24 protein-coding genes are annotated in these 22794 nt (G+C 40.4%); 10 read left to right on the top strand and 14 right to left on the bottom strand.

Annotated features, from left to right (window positions below):
- The first annotated feature begins 50 nt into the window (after positions 1 to 50).
- Both B9T23_RS00640 and groL read left to right on the top strand, forming a co-directional pair.
- On the top strand, positions 51 to 341 hold the full coding sequence (locus B9T23_RS00640) for a co-chaperone GroES (protein ID WP_067724050.1): 291 nt from the start codon (positions 51 to 53) through the stop codon (positions 339 to 341).
- A 56-nt stretch (positions 342 to 397) separates the two neighbouring features.
- Positions 398 to 2032 carry a chaperonin GroEL gene (gene groL, locus B9T23_RS00635; RefSeq protein ID WP_086192413.1) on the top strand — a complete coding sequence of 545 codons (1635 nt, stop codon included), beginning with the start codon at positions 398 to 400 and terminating at the stop codon, positions 2030 to 2032.
- 68 nt (positions 2033 to 2100) lie between these two features.
- Here groL and B9T23_RS00630 read toward each other — a convergent pair whose 3' ends face one another.
- Complete coding sequence (locus B9T23_RS00630; RefSeq protein ID WP_171263026.1) at positions 2101 to 2856, bottom strand: copper resistance protein NlpE N-terminal domain-containing protein; 756 nt, start codon at positions 2854 to 2856, stop codon at positions 2101 to 2103.
- 176 nt (positions 2857 to 3032) lie between these two features.
- Entirely contained in the window at positions 3033 to 3527 is a 495-nt protein-coding gene (locus tag B9T23_RS00625) for a copper resistance protein NlpE (protein WP_086192408.1), read from the bottom strand.
- A gap of 334 nt (positions 3528 to 3861) precedes the next feature.
- Between B9T23_RS00625 and B9T23_RS00620 the strand changes: the two genes are divergently transcribed.
- Positions 3862 to 4449: a 1-acyl-sn-glycerol-3-phosphate acyltransferase gene (locus tag B9T23_RS00620; RefSeq protein ID WP_067724054.1), complete on the top strand. Its 588-nt coding sequence runs from the start codon at positions 3862 to 3864 to the stop codon at positions 4447 to 4449.
- 192 nt (positions 4450 to 4641) lie between these two features.
- On the opposite strand, the gene B9T23_RS00615 is transcribed toward B9T23_RS00620, so the two are convergent.
- Together B9T23_RS00615 and B9T23_RS00610 are read right to left on the bottom strand one after the other, a co-directional pair.
- A complete protein-coding gene (locus B9T23_RS00615) occupies positions 4642 to 4971 on the bottom strand; it encodes a hypothetical protein (RefSeq protein WP_086192405.1) in 330 nt (109 codons plus the stop codon).
- Between the two features lie 198 nt (positions 4972 to 5169).
- Positions 5170 to 5904 carry a sulfite exporter TauE/SafE family protein gene (locus B9T23_RS00610; protein WP_086192403.1) on the bottom strand — a complete coding sequence of 245 codons (735 nt, stop codon included), beginning with the start codon at positions 5902 to 5904 and terminating at the stop codon, positions 5170 to 5172.
- A gap of 244 nt (positions 5905 to 6148) precedes the next feature.
- Here B9T23_RS00610 and B9T23_RS00605 point away from each other — a divergent pair, with 244 nt between their 5' ends.
- Positions 6149 to 6343 (top strand): hypothetical protein, encoded by a 195-nt coding sequence (locus tag B9T23_RS00605; protein WP_086192400.1) that lies wholly within the window; start codon positions 6149 to 6151, stop codon positions 6341 to 6343.
- Between the two features lie 83 nt (positions 6344 to 6426).
- Here B9T23_RS00605 and rsmD read toward each other — a convergent pair whose 3' ends face one another.
- Both rsmD and mrdA read right to left on the bottom strand, forming a co-directional pair.
- A complete protein-coding gene (rsmD, locus tag B9T23_RS00600; protein WP_086192397.1) occupies positions 6427 to 6984 on the bottom strand; it encodes a 16S rRNA (guanine(966)-N(2))-methyltransferase RsmD in 558 nt (185 codons plus the stop codon).
- Positions 6985 to 6987: 3 nt separating this feature from the next.
- Positions 6988 to 9018 carry a penicillin-binding protein 2 gene (gene mrdA, locus B9T23_RS00595; protein ID WP_086192395.1) on the bottom strand — a complete coding sequence of 677 codons (2031 nt, stop codon included), beginning with the start codon at positions 9016 to 9018 and terminating at the stop codon, positions 6988 to 6990.
- 235 nt (positions 9019 to 9253) lie between these two features.
- On the opposite strand from mrdA, the gene B9T23_RS00590 reads away from it, so the two are divergent.
- From B9T23_RS00590 to B9T23_RS00575, 4 genes are all read left to right on the top strand, one after another.
- Positions 9254 to 9772, top strand: coding sequence for a hypothetical protein (locus tag B9T23_RS00590; protein ID WP_086192840.1), 519 nt, complete (start codon positions 9254 to 9256; stop codon positions 9770 to 9772).
- A gap of 63 nt (positions 9773 to 9835) precedes the next feature.
- Entirely contained in the window at positions 9836 to 11152 is a 1317-nt protein-coding gene (locus B9T23_RS00585) for a hypothetical protein (protein ID WP_067724060.1), read from the top strand.
- A gap of 82 nt (positions 11153 to 11234) precedes the next feature.
- Positions 11235 to 11894, top strand: a complete 660-nt coding sequence (gene adk, locus B9T23_RS00580; RefSeq protein WP_067724061.1) for an adenylate kinase — start codon at positions 11235 to 11237, stop codon at positions 11892 to 11894.
- 96 nt (positions 11895 to 11990) lie between these two features.
- Entirely contained in the window at positions 11991 to 12173 is a 183-nt protein-coding gene (locus tag B9T23_RS00575; protein WP_067724062.1) for a hypothetical protein, read from the top strand.
- A 2-nt stretch (positions 12174 to 12175) separates the two neighbouring features.
- On the opposite strand, the gene nth is transcribed toward B9T23_RS00575, so the two are convergent.
- Both nth and B9T23_RS00565 read right to left on the bottom strand, forming a co-directional pair.
- Positions 12176 to 12871, bottom strand: a complete 696-nt coding sequence (gene nth / locus B9T23_RS00570) for an endonuclease III (protein WP_086192393.1) — start codon at positions 12869 to 12871, stop codon at positions 12176 to 12178.
- A 3-nt stretch (positions 12872 to 12874) separates the two neighbouring features.
- Positions 12875 to 13669, bottom strand: coding sequence for an RnfABCDGE type electron transport complex subunit B (locus B9T23_RS00565; protein WP_086192390.1), 795 nt, complete (start codon positions 13667 to 13669; stop codon positions 12875 to 12877).
- Positions 13670 to 14014: 345 nt separating this feature from the next.
- On the opposite strand from B9T23_RS00565, the gene gdhA reads away from it, so the two are divergent.
- Complete coding sequence (gene gdhA, locus B9T23_RS00560) at positions 14015 to 15361, top strand: NADP-specific glutamate dehydrogenase (RefSeq protein WP_228139729.1); 1347 nt, start codon at positions 14015 to 14017, stop codon at positions 15359 to 15361.
- A 72-nt stretch (positions 15362 to 15433) separates the two neighbouring features.
- On the opposite strand, the gene B9T23_RS00555 is transcribed toward gdhA, so the two are convergent.
- From B9T23_RS00555 to rlmH, 3 genes are all read right to left on the bottom strand, one after another.
- Positions 15434 to 16201, bottom strand: a complete 768-nt coding sequence (locus tag B9T23_RS00555; protein WP_086192388.1) for a DUF4377 domain-containing protein — start codon at positions 16199 to 16201, stop codon at positions 15434 to 15436.
- Between the two features lie 139 nt (positions 16202 to 16340).
- Complete coding sequence (locus B9T23_RS00550) at positions 16341 to 17117, bottom strand: dioxygenase family protein (RefSeq protein ID WP_086192386.1); 777 nt, start codon at positions 17115 to 17117, stop codon at positions 16341 to 16343.
- A 215-nt stretch (positions 17118 to 17332) separates the two neighbouring features.
- Entirely contained in the window at positions 17333 to 17815 is a 483-nt protein-coding gene (gene rlmH / locus B9T23_RS00545) for a 23S rRNA (pseudouridine(1915)-N(3))-methyltransferase RlmH (protein WP_067724067.1), read from the bottom strand.
- Positions 17816 to 17971: 156 nt separating this feature from the next.
- Here rlmH and B9T23_RS00540 point away from each other — a divergent pair, with 156 nt between their 5' ends.
- Complete coding sequence (locus B9T23_RS00540) at positions 17972 to 18928, top strand: M28 family peptidase (RefSeq protein ID WP_086192384.1); 957 nt, start codon at positions 17972 to 17974, stop codon at positions 18926 to 18928.
- A 246-nt stretch (positions 18929 to 19174) separates the two neighbouring features.
- On the opposite strand, the gene lon is transcribed toward B9T23_RS00540, so the two are convergent.
- The 3 genes from lon to B9T23_RS00525 all read right to left on the bottom strand — a co-directional run bounded on the left by lon (position 19175) and on the right by B9T23_RS00525 (position 22764).
- The gene (gene lon / locus B9T23_RS00535; RefSeq protein WP_086192381.1) at positions 19175 to 21601 is read right to left on the bottom strand and encodes an endopeptidase La; all 2427 of its coding nucleotides are present in this window, start codon (positions 21599 to 21601) and stop codon (positions 19175 to 19177) included.
- A 146-nt stretch (positions 21602 to 21747) separates the two neighbouring features.
- Positions 21748 to 22335 carry a 5-formyltetrahydrofolate cyclo-ligase gene (locus B9T23_RS00530; protein ID WP_086192378.1) on the bottom strand — a complete coding sequence of 196 codons (588 nt, stop codon included), beginning with the start codon at positions 22333 to 22335 and terminating at the stop codon, positions 21748 to 21750.
- 48 nt (positions 22336 to 22383) lie between these two features.
- On the bottom strand, positions 22384 to 22764 hold the full coding sequence (locus B9T23_RS00525) for a MerR family transcriptional regulator (protein WP_086192375.1): 381 nt from the start codon (positions 22762 to 22764) through the stop codon (positions 22384 to 22386).
- Between the last annotated feature and the right edge of the window lie 30 nt (positions 22765 to 22794).

The raw sequence follows: 22794 nt of genomic DNA, 5'->3' as shown, positions 1-22794 counted from the left end.
AAAGTCATCATTACTTCACTAATAAAAGACTTAGTCTGATGGAGTTTCCAATGAGCAATATTCGTCCATTACATGATCGCGTAGTTATTCGTCGTGTTGAAGAAGAAACTAAAACTGCTGGCGGTATTTTACTTCCAGGTTCTGCTGCTGAAAAACCGGCTCAAGGTGAAGTCATTGCAGTAGGTAATGGTCAGGTTACTGACAATGGCGTACGTGCTTTAGACGTTAAAGTAGGCGACAAAGTTTTGTTCGGTACTTACGCAGGTACAACTGTAAAAGTACAAGGTGAAGAACTTCTTATCATGAAAGAGTCTGACATTTTAGCCGTTTTAGAAGACTAATTCAGACCTTTTCAGTTAATCAAATTTTTTGAAAATTAAAATATTTGGAGTAAAGCATGTCAGCTAAAGAAGTAAAATTTGGTGATTCAGCGCGCAGCAAAATGATTGCAGGCGTAAACATCCTTGCAGATGCGGTAAAAGTAACTTTAGGCCCTAAAGGTCGTAACGTGGTTATCGACCGTTCTTTCGGTTCACCACACATCACTAAAGATGGTGTAACGGTTGCCAAAGAAATTTATCTAAAAGATAAATTCGAAAACATGGGCGCGCAGTTGGTTCGTGAAGTATCTTCAAAAACCAATGACATCGCAGGTGACGGTACAACAACTGCAACTGTACTTGCTCAAGCAATTTTGAACGAAGGGATCAAATCAGTAACTGCGGGTATGAACCCAATGGATTTGAAACGTGGTATCGACCTTGCAGTTCGCGCTGTAGTTGAAAACATTAAAGCAACGGCTAAACCTGCTTCTGATACTAAAGCGATTGAACAAGTTGGTTCGATCTCTGCTAACTCTGACACCACTGTGGGTAAACTTATTGCGCAAGCAATGGAACGTGTGGGTAAAGAAGGCGTAATCACTGTTGAAGAAGGTTCAGGCTTTGAAGATTCGCTTGACGTTGTTGAAGGTATGCAGTTTGACCGTGGTTATATCAGCCCGTACTTTGCAAACAAACAAGACACTTTAACTGCTGAACTTGAAAACCCGTTCATTCTTCTGGTTGACAAGAAAATTGGCAACATCCGTGAATTGATCAGTGTATTAGAAGCGGTTGCTAAAACAGGTAAACCACTGCTTATCATCGCTGAAGATGTTGAAGGCGAAGCGTTGGCTACTCTTGTAGTAAACAACATGCGCGGTATTATCAAAGTATGTGCGGTTAAAGCACCTGGTTTTGGTGACCGTCGTAAAGCTATGCTACAAGATATCGCAATCTTGACTGGCGGTACTGTAATTTCTGAAGAAATTGGCATGTCACTTGAGCAAACAACTTTAGAACATTTAGGTACAGCGCATAAAGTAACTGTTTCTAAAGAAAATACTGTTCTTGTTGATGGTGCAGGTGATGCGGCTCAAATCGCAGATCGCGTTCAACAAATTCGTGCTCAAATTGAAGAATCTACGTCTGAATACGATAAGGAAAAACTTCAAGAACGTGTTGCTAAATTAGCAGGCGGTGTTGCAGTGATTAAAATCGGTGCTGCAACTGAAATTGAAATGAAAGAGAAAAAAGACCGTGTTGACGATGCACTTCACGCGACTCGCGCTGCAGTTGAAGAAGGTGTTGTTGCAGGTGGTGGTGTTGCGCTAGTACGTGCAGCTAAAGCACTTGATGGTATTGTTGGTGCAAACGATGATCAAAATGTAGGTATCAATATTTTACGTCGTGCGATTGAAGCACCACTTCGTCAAATCGTTGCAAACGCAGGTGATGAACCATCTGTAGTGATCAACGCTGTTAAAAATGGCGAAGGTAACTTCGGTTATAACGCTGCGACTGGCGAATATGGCGACATGCTTGAAATGGGTATCCTTGACCCTGCAAAAGTAACGCGTTCTGCACTTGAGCATGCTGCTTCTGTTGCTGCATTGATGCTTACAACTGAATGCATGATCACTGATCTCCCAGAAGATAAACCTGCTATGCCTGATATGGGCGGCATGGGGGGTATGGGCGGTATGATGTAATTCATACTGATCATCCCGATCTAAAAAAATCCCCGCTTTATGCGGGGATTTTTTTATCAATATTCAAATTACTTGATGTTGATATAAGCAGGTTGATGTGATTCAGCATAGATAAACGATACAAGCTCATGTTGGGTTTTATGAGGCTTAATAGGTGAGATTGGATTATTTTCAATCGTAGAAATATGTTCGTTATTCTTCGCATCCACTAAAACAATATCGCTGTCGCGTAATTTAAGCGGTCGATCTGAATTATTATTAATTTCAAAAAAATACGTCAATTTTGTGCTTTCAATGCCATTAGATTCTATTTTTTCTGATTTAAATAAATCAGCCTGAATATCTACATATTTGAGTGCATTATTCACTTCAATATTTTGCACTTGTGGAATTTGGTATTTTTCAAAATCTTTGAATTGGTTTTTATTTTGATCAAGGGGTTCTATTGAATGATCATGCAAAGAAAAATAACGATTTTGCTTGGTTTTATTGTCCATTAATTGCAATAAATTTGAATTTTGCTCATCGAAAGTGAATGTCCCTGAAGAGTCTTTTTGTTTAATCTTTTGCTTAAAGAAACTAATTTCCTTTAGGGTATAAGTCTTGTTTTGATGAAGTCGGAGTGAAACGAGTTTCTTTTCACAAGCATCACAGGGAATAAATGCTTTGTAATGGCCAACCCAATCGGAAATTTTAGCCTGTATCGGTTTTGAAGGCTGCTCAGGGAGATTAACTTTTTCATTCAGGGATGATGTACTTGTATTATCGCAGCCACTTGAAAGTAACATGGCAAAAAAACTAAGTGTAATCATCGTTTGTTTCATAATGATCATTTAATTAGAAAGATATTTTTCTAACCATAAGCATAACTGGATGATCTCGCTAGTATTAAGCCATTAAATAAATGATTTATTTGTAGCAAATCGTGACGAGTATACAAAAAGGAGGGGCTAAAAAGCCATATTTCAGGCTTTTTATGCCGGGGAGTAAAGGAGCTAAACTAATTAAGATCTTTTTGTAATTTATAATTAAGCTTTGAATCAATAGCTTTTCCTGTGTTCATATCGCGCGCTTCTACAAAATTTTCACCTACAAAAAATTTACGATTTTCACCGGCTTTATCTAAGCGAATGACCGATGGATTATCCGGATCGAAGCTAAAAGTACCTTTCACCTTAAATTCATTGCCTTTTCCTTTACCCAAATATTCTTGCGTTAATTCATAAGTTTTATCTGCTTTTAAATCAAGTTCTGTTTCAATGCCTGGGCAATCAGCACAGGGGAAAACACCTTTATATTCACCCGCCCAATCCAGTGAAGTTTCTGCAGTATCACCCATCGGGGTTGCAGGTTGAGCATTGGTAGGCTGCATAGATTGAGTTTGATTGACCGTGTTTTCAGGTGCTTGATCACTTTCATGCGTATCGGTATTCGGTTTGCTGCAGGCAGCTAAAGTGATTGTGCTAAGGGATAGGATTAATATTGTTTTTTTCACGATTTAGTTCCTTTTATATGACAACGCAACTTTTAAAACTACATAGAAAAAGAGGCTGATTAAAGAGTGATATTGTTCGTGCTTTGTTATTGCTTGCATGGGTTTTAAAGATAGATATTACTGTTTTTGTTTAACTTTTGCTGTGTAAATTTGATTCTTCTTTAAAAATACAATGATTTCTACGAGGTATAATGGTTGAAAAATAAACACCTATTTCATTTAAATTCTAAGTTATACATTTATATATTAATTGATCATTAATTGTTCGCATTAAGCTATCTTATTTCAGTGACCTTGTTAAAATCTGCGCACTTTATTAGGTTGCGGTGTTTTTGTGTTCGAAAAGTTAGCTGAACAAAGTTTAAAAATGATGGGCTGGGAAATTGATAATCATTGGCCACTTGATTTAGATCAGTGCGTGATGATTGCAGCACCACACACCAGTAATTGGGATGCTTTATATGCCCGTTTAGCGCTAAAAGCTTTAGGGGTGAATGTTCGTTTAACCATTAAAGACAGTTATATGAAGTTTCCATTTGGGCCATTTGTACGTGCTTTGGGTGGCATTGGTATTGACCGTACACCAAAAGCAGAAGGGGAGCCGCGCCCAAGTATGGTTCAGGTCATGACCGATTTATTCAAAGACCATCCAAAGTTAGTGATGCTGGTGACACCTGAAGCAACACGTGCAAAACAAGAACAATGGAAAACCGGGTTTTATCATGTGGCAACGGGTGCAGGTGTACCTATTGCTTTGGCCTATATGGATTATGCCAAGAAAAAAACCGGTGTAGGAAAAATTGTATATCCTACAGGGGATTATGAAAAAGATATGGCTGAAATTATGGATTTCTATTCACAAATCAACGCTAAATTCCCAGAAAATTTTAGTGTTGATCAGCGTTATTACACTGAAGCATAGTTTTTAAGAAGCGTAGTTTTTAAAAGGACAGGGAGATTTATCCCTGTCTTGCTTTAAAACATGAACTAGATTTAGAAATTACAAAAACTTTGCCCCGAGGTTTTAGCATTCGTCAGTCAGCATGTGATTGAGCACTTTTTAGTGACGATCAAATCCGTAGGGCATTAACTTAACGAGATGAAATAAGCACATTTATTTGTTTGGTGTTGGACTGATTCCACCTAAATGCTGGCAAGCCTCCTGATAAATGGCATATTGATCCTTAATTACATCAGTTAAGGGAACATCAAATAACTCTTCACCCTCTTTATAACTTTGCACATAAGATTCTGCTTTTTGCCGGCTAGAAGCGAGTGATTGTTCGTGAAATGAGGTAATGGAACTATGCGTCATTTGTGCACTTTCAATTTTATTGCATTGAAAGTATGCAAGCATTTTTTCGGCATGTTTGACATCACGAGATGAGCCTAAAGTACAGCCTGTTAGCAGAATAATCCCTGCTAACAAAATCAAGGTTTTCATTTTTAGAAAAACTAGTGGAGAGGATAAGTTATTGTATAAAGTTTTCTCTAACATTCATGGAATGTAGAATATCAATTGCATGTTTTTTGATTAAATGAGGTTTATCTCACTTTTTGGACTATCTTTCAGGGGGGATTATTCCAACTCTGGGCATCTGATTTTTTAAATGAGTTTTAAATATTTTCATCATCGACAAATTTACAGCAGGGTGCTGAAAATTAAAAAGCCACCAGATGCAAATAACAGACTTAATACGGTATGTTTAAATTGTCGCTCTGAAATTTTATAAAATAATTTTGCTCCCAATATTGCAGGAAAACTGACACTGACCAGCAAGATAGCCATATAAGGCAGTAGTTGTATTTCGAGTGTACCTTGGAGCAAATAGGCCACTAAGGTAAACACCTGAATACCAAAATTAAAATGCCGTAAAATATAGCGTTGTTCTTGTTTGGATAAGTTTTTTAGCATGACCCAAGCCGAAGGCAGTGAGCCACAAAATCCACCTAGACCACCCAGTATTCCTCCGATAAACCCAACCAGACTATCCGCAAATTTGCCTGATTGTTTCAGTCGTGGAAATTGAGGATTGAAGAACATGATCGGACACCACACCACCAAAAATAAGCCTAGAACCAATTTAAAGGTTTCTGGCTGAATAATATGCAGTAAGTAAGTGCCTAAAGGTACGCCGATAAGGCCTGCAATTAAATAGGGGAAAACCAGTGATTTATTGAGATGAGGGTACTTTTGCTCACTGGATAAGGAAATAATATGACTCCATACCGAAGCAAAAACTACCAAAGGTGCAGCAATTTGCGGAGGCAATACCCAGACCCAGAAAGACATGGCAATCAAGGCAAAAGCAAAACCTGTGAGTCCCTGTACAAAACCTGCGACCATTGCGCCAAGAATAAATAACAGCCAAGTCATAGGGATAAGGTTATAAAGAAAGGCAGCAGTATTCTCAAGATCAGTGGAAAAGCCAAGCTTATAGTTAGCTGAATTTCTGCAAATCTAAGTAGAACTTTGAATAAAAGGATTTAATAAGATACGTATTGGATATTTTGACTATGAATAAAAAATGAATAAATCACTACAAGAGAGCAACAATGACTCCGTTCACTCTCCATTAAATCCTTTAATACTGGCAGAGTGCAGTAAAGAGGTGATGGACATGATGAAAAAAGTGATATTACTTTCTGTATTGGCAGTGTCATTAACTGGCTGTGTTGTTGATCCTTGGGATGACGATTATGGTGGTCATCGAGATCGCAACGGACATTATGATCGACAACATGGTGACCGAGATTGGAACAACAAAGACCGGCATCATGACAGAAGTGATCGTGGTCGACACTACAATCGTTAACAGGTTTGTAACCTGACCTTAAATTGGCAGACGACATTTGAAAAAAAGGATTCCATACAGGAATCCTTTTTTATTGCTTCTGATTAAGCCATATTTTTTTGATACAGCCCTGCGCGAACGGTTCCTGCTTTGGTCTGTTTAATCTGTTGCCATGAAGATGGAAGTTTCAGCTGATTTAAGTCACGATCGGCTTCAACATAGATAAAAGCCTTGTCCTTAATTAAAGGATCGGCAAGTTGAGCCAGTTCTTCCCATAAATCCAAGCTATAAGGTGGATCTAAAAATACCAGATCAAATTGTTCTTTGAGCGTAGGTAAGACTTGTTGAGCTGTGGCGACTTTTAATTTTGCATGTTGACTGGTCACTTTAAGCAACTGCAAATTATCTGTTAAGAATGCAGCTTGAGTTCGGTTCGGTTCAATCATCACCACTTGTGACGCGCCACGTGACAAAGCCTCAAAACTTAAGGCACCCGAGCCAGCACACAGATCTAAGACATTTGAATTTTGAATGTCCCACATCAGCCAGTTGAACAAAGTTTCACGCACACGATCCGGTGTAGGACGTAAACCATCAATACTGGCAAAAGCAAGTTGGCGGCGTTTCCATTCACCACCAATAATGCGGAGTTGATTTTTCATAGATCAGTCATTCTCTACTGGTTGTGAGCTTGTTGATGGTGCTGTACTTGGCGTAGTTTGAGTTGCAGGCTGTGCTGATTGAGGTGGATTGGTCGCGTTAGCATCAGCTGTCACTGGAGTGATACCACTTGGCAATTCACCCGGTTTAATGCCTGCAGTCATTAAGCCGCCACTAATTTGATGGTCGGCTGGACGGATTGGGTCTTTTTTACGTTTCAGCAGCCAATAATCAAACATAGGACGAGCCAATTGTGCTGCTGAACCACCGTGTTTACCATTTTCCCAAACCACTGCAACGGCAATTTCAGGATTTTCAGCAGGAGCAAAACCGACAAATAAACCGTGGTCAAGTTGACGCTCGGTTAATAATGATTCGTTATACTTTTTACCTTGCGCAATACTTTTAACCTGTGCTGTCCCGGTTTTACCTGCAATGTGATACATCGGGGTACGAATACCACGACCGGTACCACTTTCGATCACATCAACCATCGCGTCACGCATTTTAATCCAGTCTTCAGGTTTACCATTAAACTGAATTATTCCATCTGGTGCATTGTGTGTTTTATGCGGTTTTGCACCGTGACTTTCACGCAGTACGTGTGGAGTAATGTGTGAGCCCTGATTTGCGGTAATCGCAGTGGCCATGGCGAGTTGTAAGGGCGTTGCAGTAAAGGCACCTTGGCCAATACTCACGGAAATGGTTTCACCTTTCATCCATTTGCTTTTACGGGTGCGCATTTTCCAGTCCGGGTTTGGATATAAACCGGTACTTTCACTTGGTAAATCCACGCCAGTTTTTTCACTAAAACCAAATTGGCGCATCCAGGCATTCATTTTTTCAATGCCCATCCGATAAGACAGCACATAAAAGTAAGTATCACAAGACACCACTTGGGCTTTATGCATATTTACAGCACCGTGACCACTTTTTTTATGGTCACGGAAACGGTGGCTGTCACCCGGCAAGGTAAAATAGCCAGGGTCAGAGATAGCAGTCGCCCAGTCGACATAACCATAATGAATGCCACCTAAACCAAACATCGGTTTAATGGTTGAACCCGGAGGATAAGCCCCTTGAACTGCACGGTTGTAAAGCGGTTGGTCAAGATTGTCCCGTAGCGCACTATAGTCGGTATTGCTAATCCCGGTCACAAACAGATTCGGATTGAAACTTGGACTTGAAACCAGCGCTAAAATTTCCCCAGTTTTGGGATTCAGTGCAACAATTGCACCACGGCGTCCAGCAAGCTGTTCTGTCGCAATAACTTGTAAGCCATAATCAATCGACAGGTATAAGTCATTGCCTCGAACAGGGTCTTTACGGCCTAAATTACGCAGCACATTACCATGTGCATCGGCTTCAACAGATTCATTGCCGGGCACACCGTGTAAAAGGTCTTCATAGGATTTTTCAACCCCAATTTTCCCAATGAGGTTGGTGCCTGCATATAAATCTTTATCAATCGATTTTAATTCTTTGTCATTAATCCGACCGACATAACCAATCACATGCGCAAACAATTCACCATGCGGATAATAGCGGGTCATTTGAGTTTCTATATTGACCCCAGGGAACTGAAACTTCACTTCACTAAATTTGGCGATATCGGTTTCAGTTAAATTTAATTTAAGTGCAACGCGTTCGGTTTTTTTTGAGGTTTTAATTCGGCTGCTAAAACGGTCTATATCTTCTTGAGTTAACGCTAAAATTGGGATTAAACGTTTAACCGTATCATCAATATCTTTAACATCAGCACGTGAAATTGTCGCTGAAAACACCGGATAATTGTCTGCAAGTAAAACGCCATTACGGTCATAGATATAACCACGTGCAGGCGCTAAGGGTTGCAGTCGAATTCGGTTCTGATCTGAGGCAGTTGAAAACTCATCGTAATTTGCAATTTGCAAATATGCATAACGGGTAACAAGTAGAAGAAGAAAGAATACAACAATCCCGACCGATATAAACACTCGATTGCGATAAATGCGCTTTTCTTGTTGGACATTTTTTAAAGGAAAGTGCTGCTTCATACGCGATCGACTTACATACAGGAGAGTGGGAAAAACCGGTGGGGTATTCTAACGCATGTCATCATTTTTTGATATTTGTTCAGGCGAAACGTTGGGTTTGTTTAGCTTAAACTTTGACTTTACAGACATTAAAATTGTAGAGTGCAGTATATAAGAGTTCTGATAATTCTGCTAAAGTCAAAATTGAAAAAAAGGACTGTATTAAAAAATAAAATTAGGGACAACCATGAAAATAATCACAAAGGCGTATTCTTTGCTGGCATTTTTTGCGCTAGCAAATGTAGCTCATGCACAAGACAATCCATATTTACCTGAAGCGAAATTAACACCAGGAAGTGCAAAAACATGGAATGTAGGAGCCGGTTTTACCCACAAATTAGCGCATGTAAATGCTGAATGGGTTAATCCTTATGGAATCGCCTATGCAAAAGCTGGGGTGTTTCTTAATGATGACAATAATCCAGGGGCGCAGGTGGGCTTTCGTTATCCTTACCATCTCACTGGTAAGGATAAAAATGGTTATTATTTCGGGGTTTATGCTGGGCATATTGAAAGTAAACGCGTAGACAATGAATATGAAGAAAGATTGGGGGCAGGTGTAGATCTGGCCTATGTTTTGCTAAGCAATGAACGGATTAGTAGTTTTAGTATCGGTATTGGTGCTGGTGAAGAGTTAAAAGATAGAAATGGCAATGTTGTGGTTGAAATAGAGCCGAGAATACAATTCTCCTATACTCTAAGTATCGGTTTATAGTGAAAATGTTCAGTTTTATACGATTTAGTATTTGGTGATTAAAAATTAAAATGGATATTATGCATGCTTGAGTACGTCAACGAATTGTGGCAAACCTTCTTGAAACGCCCAGATTTCTGGGCAGTACTTAGCATTATTCCTGTAACTGCTTTTGTCACTTGGGCACATGTGTGGATGGCGCTTAAAATGGTCTTTTATCCCATTACATTTTGGGGATTCCATTTAGGTTCATTACCGGTTGGTTGGCAGGGTATTGTGCCACGTAAAGCCGGCCGTATTTCAGGGATTATTACCGATAACACGCTATCAAAACTGGGGTCATTGCACGAATTCCTGGATGCGATGGACCCTGAAGATATGGCGCGTATCATTGGTGAACAGGTTGGTTTTGAACTTGAACACATCATTGATGAGATGATGATTGAACGGAATGCGGTGCTTTGGGAAAACTTGCCTTATTCGATCAAGCGCCGTATTTATGCTCAGGCACAGAAACAGTTGCCAGGAATCTTAAGAGAACTTGTGACCGAACTGACCATGAACGTCGAGTCACTTGTGGATATGCGTGAAATGGTGGTTCGCCAAATGGAAGGTGATCGCCGTTTAATGGTCAATATGTTTCTCAAGGTTGGTCAGAAAGAAATCAACTTTATTTGGCATATTAGTGCATTAATCGGGATGTTCTTTGGTGTATTCCAGATGATTGTCTGGTTTGTTGTACCCTGGCACTGGACTGTACCATTTTGGGCTGCGATTTGGGGGTTTCTGACCAACTGGATTGCGATCTGGATGGTGTTTAATCCGCTTGAACCGCATTATGTTCGTTATCCGCAATTCTTTGAATTAACTAAAAATCGTAAGTTTCCTTGGGTAAAACCTGTGATTCCACGTATTGGCACCTACAATATTCAGGGCGCGTTTATGAAACGCCAGGAAGAAGTGTCAGAAGTTTTTGCTCGAGTAGTCACAGAAGACTTAATTACGTTAAAATCGATCATGACTGAGATGATGTATGGCGGGAAGAAAAACAAAACTCGCCGTATCGTTAAACGCCATATCAATGAAATTATGGAAACACCTCTGGTTAGAACCTCTTTACAGCTCTCATTAGGGCCAAAAGAGTACGCAAAACTCAAGACGGACTTGATCGATCGCTCGATTGAAATTACGATGGTGCCTGTATGCGACCCTGCTTTTAATGCGAGCCGTGCACAGAAAATCTATCAAATGTTTAGAGACCGTATTCTAGAGCTGACCCCAAGAGAGTTTCAGAATTTATTACGTCCTGCTTTTCAGGAAGATGAATGGATTTTGATTCTCCTTGGTGGTGTAACTGGATTTATAGCGGGTACAATCCATTTGTTTGTGGCTTTCTTATAATTAGATGCTGGAATGCATGTTGAATCAACAGATTCGACATACACAAGGCGTCATATACATTGTTAAATGAGGATGTTTTTTTATGCGCATTATATTACTCGGACCACCTGGAGCAGGTAAAGGTACACAGGCTCAGTTGATCTGTAAGCGCTACAATGTCCCACAAATTTCAACCGGTGATATGCTCCGTGCTGCAATTCGTGAAGGAACTGAATTAGGTCTTAAAGCTAAAAGCGTGATGGAAAGCGGTGGTCTCGTATCTGACGAGCTCATCATCGGTCTTGTTAAAGAACGTATTGCTCAACCTGATTGTGTAAACGGTTGCATTTTTGATGGTTTCCCACGCACGATTCCTCAAGCAGAAGCTTTGGAGAGTGAAGGCATTAATATCGATCACGTAATCGAAATTGATGTGCCTGATGAAGAAATCGTACAACGTCTTTCAGGTCGTCGTCAGCACGCAGCTTCTGGCCGTGTTTATCATGTTGTTTACAATCCGCCTAAAGTGGAAGGTAAAGATGATGAAACTGGCGAAGATTTAGTTCAGCGTCCAGATGATCAAGAAGAAACGATTCGTAAACGTTTGGGTTCATATCATACTGAAACTGAACAATTGGTCGGTTTCTATCAAGGTCGTGCAGCTTCTGGCGAAAATGCACCGACTTATAACAAATTGAATGGTCTTCGTCCGATTGAAGAAGTTCAAACTGATTTGTTCGCGATTTTAGATCAATCAAAATAATTCACATGCCCTAGTGCGGTGAATGTTTTGACATTAAAAGAGTCCTAAGTCATATTAGGGCTCTTTTAATTTCTACGCTATTTTGAGGATGATCCCTTGCTAAAAATTGGCTTAATTGTATTGATGATTTTTTTGGGTATTGGGGTATTGGCTTTAATGGTTCAAAGTTTCAAATTCTTGCGTCGCGTGGAAAAGCAAGAAGCGGCAGAAAAGAAAAATAGCCAACCTGAGCGTCAGCTACATCCTAAATTGCAACAGAAAAATAAAGATAAACACTGAATTTAGATTTTATCTTCAATCATTTTCACCGGAATACTTTTCGCTGCGCCAAATTCAAAACGGTCTGGCCACTGACAGATATCCGACACCACGCATTCATGACATTTCGGCTTACGGGCAATACAACAATAACGGCCATGTAAAATCAGCCAGTGGTGCGAGTCAATGATAAATTCTTTAGGAATGACTTTAACCAGTCGATGTTCAACCTCTAACACATTTTTTCCAACCGCCAGACCAGTTCGGTTACCTACGCGGAAAATATGGGTATCAACCGCCATAGTCGGATGACCAAAGGCGGTATTCAGCACCACATTCGCTGTTTTACGCCCAACACCGGGTAGTGCTTCCAGATCGGCACGGTTGTTTGGTACGACGCTGTTATGCTTCTCTATCAGGATCTTACAAGCCTTGATGACATTTTCGGCTTTAGCGTTATATAGGCCAATGGTTTTAATATATTCCTTCAGGCCATCTACGCCGAGTGCATAAATGGCTTCAGGGGTATTGGCGACAGGAAACAATTTGTTCGTGGCTTTATTCACGCTGACATCGGTTGCTTGCGCAGAAAGCGTCACAGCTACTAGAAGTTCAAAAGGACTGGTGTAATTAAGCTCGGTTTTTGGGTGGGGTCTTTGCTCACGCAATCGCTCAAAAAATACCTGAATTTGTTTTTTAGTCATATTCTTTACAGGCATTCTTTATGCTCCTTGCAAAGCATTGAGTTGTTGATTGAGTTCATCTAGTTGCTGACGTTTTTTCGCATCCTCGCGAACACTGAGTTGTTTTTCTAGTTTTTTGATTTGCGTACGAAATTTTGCAAGTTCAATGGTCGATTTGGCATCTAAATGGACTGCTGGTTTAGCTTCAGTTTGAGTAATTACAATGTCTGGGACACTGTCATTTTGTGCTGAAAACTGAGCAAATAATGCAGTATCAATATTGGCACGCACCACAGGACCTTTACGGTTTACGCGTCGTTTTTCCTCACGTTGAATATGTGAGTAATAGCGATTTCGCAAGCCATTTTGTTCTGCAATCCGCATGGTCTCATCGGGCACTGGGTGATGATCTGCAATCAAATCAATACAGTCGACAGGGCAAGGTGGAATGCAAAGTTCACAGCCTGTACACAGGTCCGTCAAAATGCTGTGCATGAGCTTACCCGAGCCGATAATGGCATCCACAGGGCAGGCACTAATACATTTGGTACAACCAATACATTCATCTTCGCGAATAATGGCTTTCATACGTTGTGGACGACCATCAGTTTGAATTGGCCAAACACTTTCTTCGGCTTTCAGTTGCGCACGACCGAGTAAATTAGCTAAGGCATCTGCAACAGGTTGACCGCCTGGGACACATTTATTGGCTTCTTCACCCTCAATGATTGCTTTTGCATACGGTAAACATCCATCCCGATGACCACATAAGCCACACTGGGTTTGAGGAAGGAGGGCATCAATATTTTGGATGAGAGCAAGTTGCGAATTCATGTATAAACCACGACTGCTGAAGAAATAGCAGCATACCGAAAGAAGATTAAAACGAGTTGGATGATTTTAGCATGATTTCGGCCTTTAATCTTATGCGCAAAAATGGCGCTATAAGCGCATTATTATCGGGCGAAAAGATAACAAAAACAGTAAGACAGCATCGCTTTAATGGTAAGATAAAAAATGGTTATAATTAAAATAAATATATGTTATTAAATATTATTTAAGTTTTTTTAAAAAAAAGTATTGTGCTATTGTTACAAAAGCTATTTAATATTTTGCGCCAAAAATTATCATTTTTTGAAAATTTGACCAATTTTGATCCATCTTTCTGCTGAGGATTAAGTGTTGAAATATAACAGCCTTAACGACTTCCTAGATTACGTTAAATCACGTGATGCACATCAACCTGAATTTCTACAAGCTGTAGAAGAAGTAATGACTAGCCTTTGGCCGTTCATTGAAAAGAACCCGGAGTATGCTGATCATGGTCTACTTGAACGCTTGGTTGAGCCAGAACGTGCAATTCAATTCCGTGTTTCTTGGGTTGATGACAAAGGTCAAACACATGTCAATCGTGCATTCCGTGTACAGTACAATTCAGCAATCGGTCCATTCAAAGGTGGGATGCGTTTCCACCCATCTGTGAACCTATCAATTCTTAAATTCTTAGGTTTTGAACAAACCTTCAAAAATGCTTTGACTACACTCCCGATGGGTGGTGGTAAAGGTGGTTCAGATTTCGACCCTAAAGGTAAGTCTGAAGGCGAAATCATGCGTTTCTGCCAGGCATTGATGATCGAGCTTTATCGTTACTTAGGTTCAAATACTGACATTCCTGCCGGTGATATCGGTGTGGGCGGTCGTGAAGTTGGCTACATGGCCGGCATGATGAAGAAATTGAGTAATGACACTGCTTGCGTATTCACAGGTAAAGGTCTGACTTTCGGTGGTTCATTGGCTCGTCCAGAAGCAACAGGTTATGGTACAGTTTATTTCGCTGAGGAAATGCTGAAAACTCGTGGCGACTGCTTCAAAGATAAAGTGGTAACGATTTCAGGTTCTGGTAACGTTGCACAATATGCTGCTGAAAAAGCAATGTACTTGGGTGCGAAAGTGGTTTCACTTTCTGACTCTGCAGGTACTGTATACGTTAAAGATGGTTTCACTGACGAATTACTTGCTGAAGTGATGGAACTTAAAAACGTTAAACGTGGTCGTATTTCAGAATTCGCGTCTAAACACGGTTTTGAATATCTTGAAGGTAAGCGTCCTTGGTCAATCAAATGTGATATCGCGCTTCCATGTGCAACTCAAAACGAGTTGGATGCGGATGATGCAGCTCAATTGATTGCAAACGGCGTGATCTCTGTTGCTGAAGGTGCAAACATGCCATCTACTTTAGAGGCTGTTGAGAAATTCATCGAAGCAAAAATTCTTTATGCGCCAGGTAAAGCATCGAATGCTGGTGGTGTTGCAACTTCTGGTCTTGAAATGTCTCAAAACGCGATTCGTTTGGGTTGGACTTTCGAAGAAGTTGACGAACGTCTACATGCAATCATGAAAGAAATTCACCGTAACTGCGTTAAATACGGTACTAAAGAAGATGGTTCTGTAAACTATGTTGATGGTGCAAACATTGCTGGCTTCGTAAAAGTTGCCGATGCGATGTTGGCTCAAGGCGTATTCTAAGAATATATTTTCTTGAATATGAAAAAAACCGATGCTTAGGCATCGGTTTTTTTATATCTGAAATAAGCAGAATTATTTTACAGTTGCACGTTCTACGGTCATGTCATGCACATAAGCATATTTAGACTGATCGGCTGCAGGATTTTTAATTTCATAACGCTTTACCCGAATCACTTGGCGTTCAGCAGGATTATGCTCAAAACCTTCAATCTGGTCGTAAAACAAAGTCCAGTCTTTATCTATCTGGGTTTTGACGCCACTGTCGTTGTATTTGAGTTCACGGACTTGTAAACAGGTTTGTGGTCCAACACCGGTACAGGGTTTAGTTTCAGGTGAAATTTCCAGGAAAATGATTTCAGCCTGAGCGTTATATTTTGTTTCAGGTGTCATTTTTCCAGTAAAAACATATTTTTGACCTGTAGCGGAAATGACGGTTAACGTTGGGTTTTGCGGATCTTTTAAATCTAAAACAAAAGGTGCTTTGCGGTTATTAAATAAATCTGATGCTACGCTTTCCTGTTGCATGGATGCTTCTGGGCACGCCATTTGGGTAGCCATTAAATGACCCGTTACAATCTGATTATTTTCCACTTTCCAGCTGCTTCCCATGCCATTACAACTGGTTGCAATACTCAAGCGACCTTGATCATCAAAATTAAGCACTAAAGGTTTAGGCGCATTGCCGGTATTGCTGCTCCATTGATACGAAGCAAGGGTTTTATCTGCATTTTGTTGTTGCAGTACAGACACAGCAACATCTCCAACTTTTTGAATATCACCAGATTGACAAGCTGCAAGCGTGAGTGGGAAAAGGGCAATCGCTAAAAATTTAAGTTTCATGTTAAAAGTACTTGGTTTTGAAGAATTTTTATGAGGATATCGTATTGTTATTCAAAAAATATGGATACATTCTGATGAGTTAAGTATCAAAATGTATCCATAACTAAATTTTTGTTGTTTATTAATAAAAAGTTATGAATTAATCAAAACGATAGATATCCATACCGAGTGAACCCATACTGAAACTACTATGCACAATGCTAAATCGATGACCTGTTCCCATCGCAAAGAAGAGTGGTGCAAAGTGTTCTAAGGTCGGATGATTACGTTGCACATAGGGAATAGTTTGCCAATCCAGTACTGCCTCATAATCGTCATGGTTCAGTTTGTTGACCACATAATTACGGAAAGTCGATGCCCATTCGGGTACATCGGCCGGTTCACCCCGCCAAGCAAGCTCTGCCAAGTTATGGGTAATGCTACCCGAACCAATAATCAACACCTGTTTTTCACGAAGTGGAGCCAGTGTTTGACCAATTTTATAAATATCTTTAGCAGACATGTTCATTGGTAACGAGATTTCTACCACTGGGATATCTGCCTCTGGATACATATGCAGCAATGGCATCCATACCCCATGATCACGAGGGCGGGTGCTATTGGCATGAGCCGCCAAGCCTGCATCTGCTAAAAGATGTAGGATTTCTTCAGCAAGTTCTGGTTGACCGGGCGCAGGGTAGCGGATTTCATAAAGTTCAGCGGGAAAGCCACGAAAGTCATGCCAGGTTTCAGGACGTACACTGCTACTGACTTCTAGCGCATTACTTTCCCAGTGTGCTGACATCACAATAATCGCTTCAGGTTTAGGGAAGTTTAAACTCAAGCGCTCTAAAGCCGGCCCAACTTGCTCTGGATTAAGCGCAAGCATGGGCGATCCATGTGAAATAAATAAACCGGGTAAAGTTTGTAAATTCATGACGATGCGCCTAATTCAAATAATATCGACTGGGGTTGTAATGGTTATGATGCCAAAAAGAAGATATGGAATAAATAGAGTTTATTTCAACATGTTGTTGCATAAATGCAACGATGAGAAAATGAGTTATATGATTTTCTCATCAAGACAAAAAGTTAACAATTACGCTATTTCAGCTTTCTAAAAAACTAAGATGAATCATTCAATCTGCTGATTTAACCTGCACGATGGTAAGGATGATTATTGTTAATACTCATTGCGCGGTATAGCTGCTCAATCAGCATGACTCTAACCATCGGGTGAGGCAAGGTTAGCTTAGACAATGACCAGTGCCATGCAGCAGCTTTACGCACCGCTTCTGAGTGACCGTCTGGACCACCAATTGCTAAAACCACATCATTGCCTTCAAGCATCCATCCTTTCATGGTTTCAGCCAGCTTTTCAGTACTGAACTCTTTGCCACCGACTTCAAGTGCAATCAGGGTTTCATTGTGCTTCAGTGCATTCAGAATGCTGTCACCTTCAATCTGGCGATATTTTAAAATATCCGCTTCCGAATCATTTTTCCCGCGTTTTGCCATGGGTAATTCAATAATCTGAGTTTGCACAAAAGGCTGAATACGTTTGAAATAATCTTCAAAACCAGTGAGTACCCAGGCTGGCATTTTTTGACCGATGGTAATAATACGGATTTTCATAAGATTCGATGATTTGAAAGTCATCTTTATTATAAACACTAAAACTGGTTTTACTTATTTTGAGCAACAAATTGAAATTGAAAAGTCGTGCGAGATGCTGCTTTAATCTTCAACAAGGGATTAAACACAAATAATAAAAGGGGAATAGATATTTAAATGAGATTAAAAAATAATCAAAATTTGGGCTTATGGTTGAGCACTTTTCTTGGCACTCTTTTTTTTACGACTTCGACATGGGCATTGCCTAGCGTAACACCAGCCAGTACCGATAATTTAAAGGTCTATATGGAGCAAATTATAGGCGAGCAGGGATATCGTCATTATAAAAATACAGCAGAATTACAACGCGTTTCTGCATGGATTAAAGAACAAATGCGTTTGTTTGGTGTTCCATGCCAGTATCAAAATTATTCGGTGAATGGTTTGGGTTATCGAAATGTCGTGTGCACGTTAACGGCCGGTCATTCTGCCAAAGTGATTGTCGGTGCGCATTATGATGTGTTTGGGGAGCAACAGGGCGCAGATGACAATGCTTCCGGTGTTGCAGGGGTGATTGAAACGGCACGTATTTTGGCGCAGCAAAAATCGCAGCTCGCCAATAATGTCGAATTTGTATTTTATACCTTGCAAGAACCGCCATTTTTTAAAACCGAGCAGATGGGAAGTTATGTTCATGCCAAATCAGTACAGGCACAAAAGGATCAAATTCAAGGTGTCTATATTTTAGAGATGATTGGCTACTATGATGAAAATCTTGTGCAGCAATATCCCGTGGGTTTGAAGTGGGTCTATCCAAGGCATGGTAATTTTATTGCGGCAGTGAGTAATCTACAGTCTTATGATTTGGGGACAAATTACTGTGAATCGATGCAGATATTTAATCGTTTAGAATGTCAGAGAGTGGCTGCACCGTCTTTTGTATCAGCAATGGAATTTTCTGATCATGTGAATTATTGGAAATTCGGGATTCCCGCAATGATGATTACCGATACCGCTTCTTTTCGAAATAAGCATTACCACACTCATGGTGATAGTTTGAAAACACTGAATATTGGAAAAATGGCCAATGTGGTAGACGGGCTGGCTTATAGTTTAATGGTTCAATCTGACTGATAAAGAACGCATAAAAAACGCAGCCCCTGAATGGATACTGGGACTGCGATCAAAAGGTCATCCACCTGGAGATGTAGATGACCATTCACATAACTTGTTAATCAGAAACTTACAGCGCATCTGTGTCTCTATAATAATAAATGAGGGTCGGATGTACATTTTTCAAGCGTATGCTTTATTAATATAGTAAAACTTTTCATCATAAAAAAAGAGAGCCGAAGCTCTCTTTTTTGTATCTAAATACGATTAATGACGTGCAGCTTTGCTTTCTTCAACCGGTTTTACAATCGGATTTTTTGGCAAAGGTTTCGGTGTTTCGATTAAGGCAAATGGCAAGATCTCATCGATACTTTTCACTGCTTTAATTTCAAGACCTGCTTTCACGTTATCTGGAATTTCCACCAAGTCACGGACGTTTTCTTGAGGGATAAACACCAGTTTAATGCCACCGCGATGTGCAGCTAAAAGTTTCTCTTTTAAGCCCCCAATACGCATTGCACGACCACTCAGGTTGGTTTCACCCGTCATGGCAATATCAGCACGAACTGGAATGCCAGTGAAGGCAGAAATCAAGGCGGTGGTTAATGCCAAACCTGCAGATGGACCATCTTTCGGGGTTGCACCTTCAGGTAAATGCACATGGATATCGGTTTCTTCAAATCTTGAAGCCTCAATACCGAGTGCATCTGCACGGGTACGAACCACAGTCATTGCAGCGGTAATGGATTCTTTCATGACATCACCGAGTGAACCGGTGGTAATGAATTTACCTTTACCTTTTACCGCAGCAACTTCAATGGAAAGCAATTCACCACCGACTGATGTCCACGCCAAGCCATTTACACGACCCACTTGCGCTTCTTCCTCTGCCATACCGAAGTCGAACTTATGAACGCCTAGGTAATCAGACAGATTTTCAGCAGTCACATCGATATGCAAGTTCTTGGCTTTTTTACTCACCGCTTCTTTCACGACTTTACGCGCGATTTTTGATACTTCACGTTCAAGGCTACGTACACCCGCTTCGCGAGTATAACGACGCACGATGTCACGAATGGCTTCTTCATGAATGGTCAATTCTTTAGCACGTAAACCGTTGTCCTTAATGGCTTTCGGAACCAAGTAACGTTCAGCAATATTGACTTTTTCCTCTTCGGTATAACCCGGTAGACGAATCACTTCCATACGGTCAAGCAAAGCTTCAGGAATATTCATGCTATTTGCAGTACAGATGAACATCACTTCAGAAAGGTCAAGATCAAGATCTAAATAGTGATCGTTAAACTTGCTGTTTTGTGATGGATCAAGCACTTCAAGCAAAGCAGAAGCAGGGTCGCCACGGTAGTCTTGCGCCATCTTGTCAATTTCGTCGAGCAAGAACAATGGGTTCTTTACGCCTACTTTTGTCAAAGACTGTACAATTTTACCTGGCATCGCACCGATATAGGTACGACGGTGACCACGAATTTCCGCTTCGTCACGCACGCCACCTAAAGCCATACGCACAAATTCACGACCTGTGGCTTTGGCAATCGATTCACCCAGTGAAGTTTTACCTACCCCTGGAGGACCAACCAGGCAAAGAATTGGACCTTTAAGTTTTTTAACGCGTGATTGAACAGCCAAGTATTCAACAATACGTTGTTTAACTTCATCTAGACCATAGTGGTCAGCATCCAAGATCTCTTGTGCTTTGTTCAGGTTAATGCTGACTTTGCTGGCTTTATTCCAAGGCGTATCTAAAATCGCCTCGATATAATTGCGCACCACAGCAGCTTCACTTGAAGCAGGTTGCATTGCTTTTAGCTTACGGAATTCAGATTCCGCTTTTTTACGCACGTGTTCAGGTAGGTCAGCTTCTTCAAGACGACGTTCAATTTCAGCAACATCATCTTCAGCACCGCCGTTCATGTCGGAAAGTTCGCGCTGAATTACCTTCATTTTTTCATTCAGGAAATATTCGCGCTGGTTTTTCTCCATTTGGCGTTTTACTGAGTCATGCAAGGTTTGTTCAATCTGTTGTTCTTCAGACTGTTGTAACAAATAAGTCATGAGCTCAGTCAAATGTGCTTCAAAGTCATCGTGTTCCAGGAACTTTTGTTTTACATCGATGTTCAACGGGACACGAGTGGCCACGAAGAACAACAGTTGCAATAAATCATCGATTTTATTTGCAGCAGTAATCAATTCACGTGCATTACGTAATTTTGCTTCTGCATATTGTGCAAATAAAGCACGCAGTTCTTGCACACGTGTTTCTTGAGACGCAGCTTCAACATTAACTGTCATCGGGCTAATCGCATGTTCGGCCGATAAATATTCATCGTTGTCGATGATTTTTACCAGTTTAGAACGCTGTAAACCCTCAATGAGTACTTTTATACAGTTTTCATCATTTTCATGATTCACAACTTGCACAATCTTCGCGACAGTACCGTATTGATATAAGTTGTCGTGATCAATTTCTTCTGTAAGAGAATCTTGTTGTGCAACTACAAATACGAGATTGTCACTGTTACGAGCCACGTCAACTGCTTTGATCGATTTTTCACGACCTACAAATAACGCAATTTGCATGTGAGGATAAACCACCACATCTCGTAGCGCTAAAAGCGGTAATACGCTTGGAACCTGTGTAGCTAAGGTTTCTTGATTCATAATAATTTCAGACATGGGCACTCCTAATGAGTAACAACGGTGTTGCCATATTTTTATAGTGAAGTGTATTTCAAAAATTACAAGGGTAGGGGCAATGAAAATGTATAAAAAATGAGTAAATGTGTGATTTTAAAGTGTTCCTAGTGGTCAAAAATACCAGTTTAGCGTTTGAAATGTAAATATTTTGAGGGTGTAATTAAAGCATCCAGCGGTTGATCCCAAGTTTCGCGATGTAAGCGTGCTTGAATGAGTTGAAAGTCATGAGCAATCCCTAAACGAAAAGGGGTTTTTCCTGCACTGGCCAAGGTTCTGTCGTAGAAGCCACCACCCATGCCTATACGTGTGCCATAGAGGTCACATGCAAGTAAAGGGATGATTAACAGGTCGAGTTTAGATACATGTAAACCACGACTCGCCACCGGTTCTTTCATGCCAAGGGGGTGATATGAAAATCGATTGTTTCGGTATTGCTGTTGCGTGATTTTGACCCAGTGCAATTGCTTATTCATAGTGCAAATCATCGGCAGATAAACATCTTTATGCTGTTTAAAACAATATTCAATGATTTGTCTGGTCTGAATTTCACCAAAGGCATGCAGATAAACGCCAATTTTTTTTGAGTATTGAAATTGTTTAAGGCGTAGTAGCTGGTTTAGCACCCGTTGTTGAGATTGCTTTTGTACAAAAGGAGAAATGGCTCTACGTTGATGTCGAAGTTGCTTGCGTAAAATTTTTAAATCTACTGACATCACTTATTTGTCCCCAAAAAATACAAAAATATTCATCGAAAATAGAGTTTACCTGTTTTTAAGTTCTTTCAAAATCGGACAACCGCTTTCATTGGTGGTTTTACATTCATCCACCCAACTGCTTAAACGGGTCTTTAGCGCTTGTAATTCCTGAATTCTTTGATCGATTTTTTCTAATCGTTGTTCAATGACATGCCGAACTTGTTCCCGATCATCGAGTTGAAGTTGCAGCAATTCCTGTATTTCACTGAGCTGTAGTCCTGCATCTTTACCTTTTTGAATAAAGCTTAAAGTTTCAATGTCTTTGTCATTGTAATAACGATAACTCTGCATGGTTTCAGGTACCCGCATTAAACCGATGCGTTGATAATAGCGAATGGTTTCGACATTGACATGACACTGTTTGGCAAGTTTTCCTATGGTGAGCATAAAACATCCTCAATATGACTTGACTCTGTA

The sequence above is a fragment of the Acinetobacter terrae genome (genome assembly GCF_002135195.1).
Classification (GTDB): domain Bacteria; phylum Pseudomonadota; class Gammaproteobacteria; order Pseudomonadales; family Moraxellaceae; genus Acinetobacter; species Acinetobacter terrae.
This window is presented reverse-complemented; position numbering and strand designations above follow the sequence as displayed.

Excerpts from the sequence above, each read along its gene's own strand:
- B9T23_RS00630 (WP_171263026.1), bottom strand. The coding sequence starts at position 2,856 with ATGAAACAAACGATGATTACACTTAGTTTTTTTGCCATGTTACTTTCA.
- B9T23_RS00585 (WP_067724060.1), top strand. The coding sequence starts at position 9,836 with ATGCTTGAGTACGTCAACGAATTGTGGCAAACCTTCTTGAAACGCCCA.
- B9T23_RS00610 (WP_086192403.1), bottom strand. The coding sequence starts at position 5,904 with ATGACTTGGCTGTTATTTATTCTTGGCGCAATGGTCGCAGGTTTTGTA.
- B9T23_RS00530 (WP_086192378.1), bottom strand. The coding sequence starts at position 22,335 with ATGTCAGTAGATTTAAAAATTTTACGCAAGCAACTTCGACATCAACGT.
- B9T23_RS00605 (WP_086192400.1), top strand. The coding sequence starts at position 6,149 with ATGATGAAAAAAGTGATATTACTTTCTGTATTGGCAGTGTCATTAACT.
- mrdA (WP_086192395.1), bottom strand. The coding sequence starts at position 9,018 with ATGAAGCAGCACTTTCCTTTAAAAAATGTCCAACAAGAAAAGCGCATT.
- B9T23_RS00555 (WP_086192388.1), bottom strand. The coding sequence starts at position 16,201 with ATGAAACTTAAATTTTTAGCGATTGCCCTTTTCCCACTCACGCTTGCA.
- B9T23_RS00640 (WP_067724050.1), top strand. The coding sequence starts at position 51 with ATGAGCAATATTCGTCCATTACATGATCGCGTAGTTATTCGTCGTGTT.
- B9T23_RS00525 (WP_086192375.1), bottom strand. The coding sequence starts at position 22,764 with ATGCTCACCATAGGAAAACTTGCCAAACAGTGTCATGTCAATGTCGAA.
- B9T23_RS00540 (WP_086192384.1), top strand. The coding sequence starts at position 17,972 with ATGAGATTAAAAAATAATCAAAATTTGGGCTTATGGTTGAGCACTTTT.
- rlmH (WP_067724067.1), bottom strand. The coding sequence starts at position 17,815 with ATGAAAATCCGTATTATTACCATCGGTCAAAAAATGCCAGCCTGGGTA.
- nth (WP_086192393.1), bottom strand. The coding sequence starts at position 12,871 with ATGCCTGTAAAGAATATGACTAAAAAACAAATTCAGGTATTTTTTGAG.
- lon (WP_086192381.1), bottom strand. The coding sequence starts at position 21,601 with ATGTCTGAAATTATTATGAATCAAGAAACCTTAGCTACACAGGTTCCA.
- B9T23_RS00550 (WP_086192386.1), bottom strand. The coding sequence starts at position 17,117 with ATGAATTTACAAACTTTACCCGGTTTATTTATTTCACATGGATCGCCC.
- B9T23_RS00565 (WP_086192390.1), bottom strand. The coding sequence starts at position 13,669 with ATGAATTCGCAACTTGCTCTCATCCAAAATATTGATGCCCTCCTTCCT.
- groL (WP_086192413.1), top strand. The coding sequence starts at position 398 with ATGTCAGCTAAAGAAGTAAAATTTGGTGATTCAGCGCGCAGCAAAATG.
- adk (WP_067724061.1), top strand. The coding sequence starts at position 11,235 with ATGCGCATTATATTACTCGGACCACCTGGAGCAGGTAAAGGTACACAG.
- B9T23_RS00615 (WP_086192405.1), bottom strand. The coding sequence starts at position 4,971 with ATGAAAACCTTGATTTTGTTAGCAGGGATTATTCTGCTAACAGGCTGT.
- rsmD (WP_086192397.1), bottom strand. The coding sequence starts at position 6,984 with ATGAAAAATCAACTCCGCATTATTGGTGGTGAATGGAAACGCCGCCAA.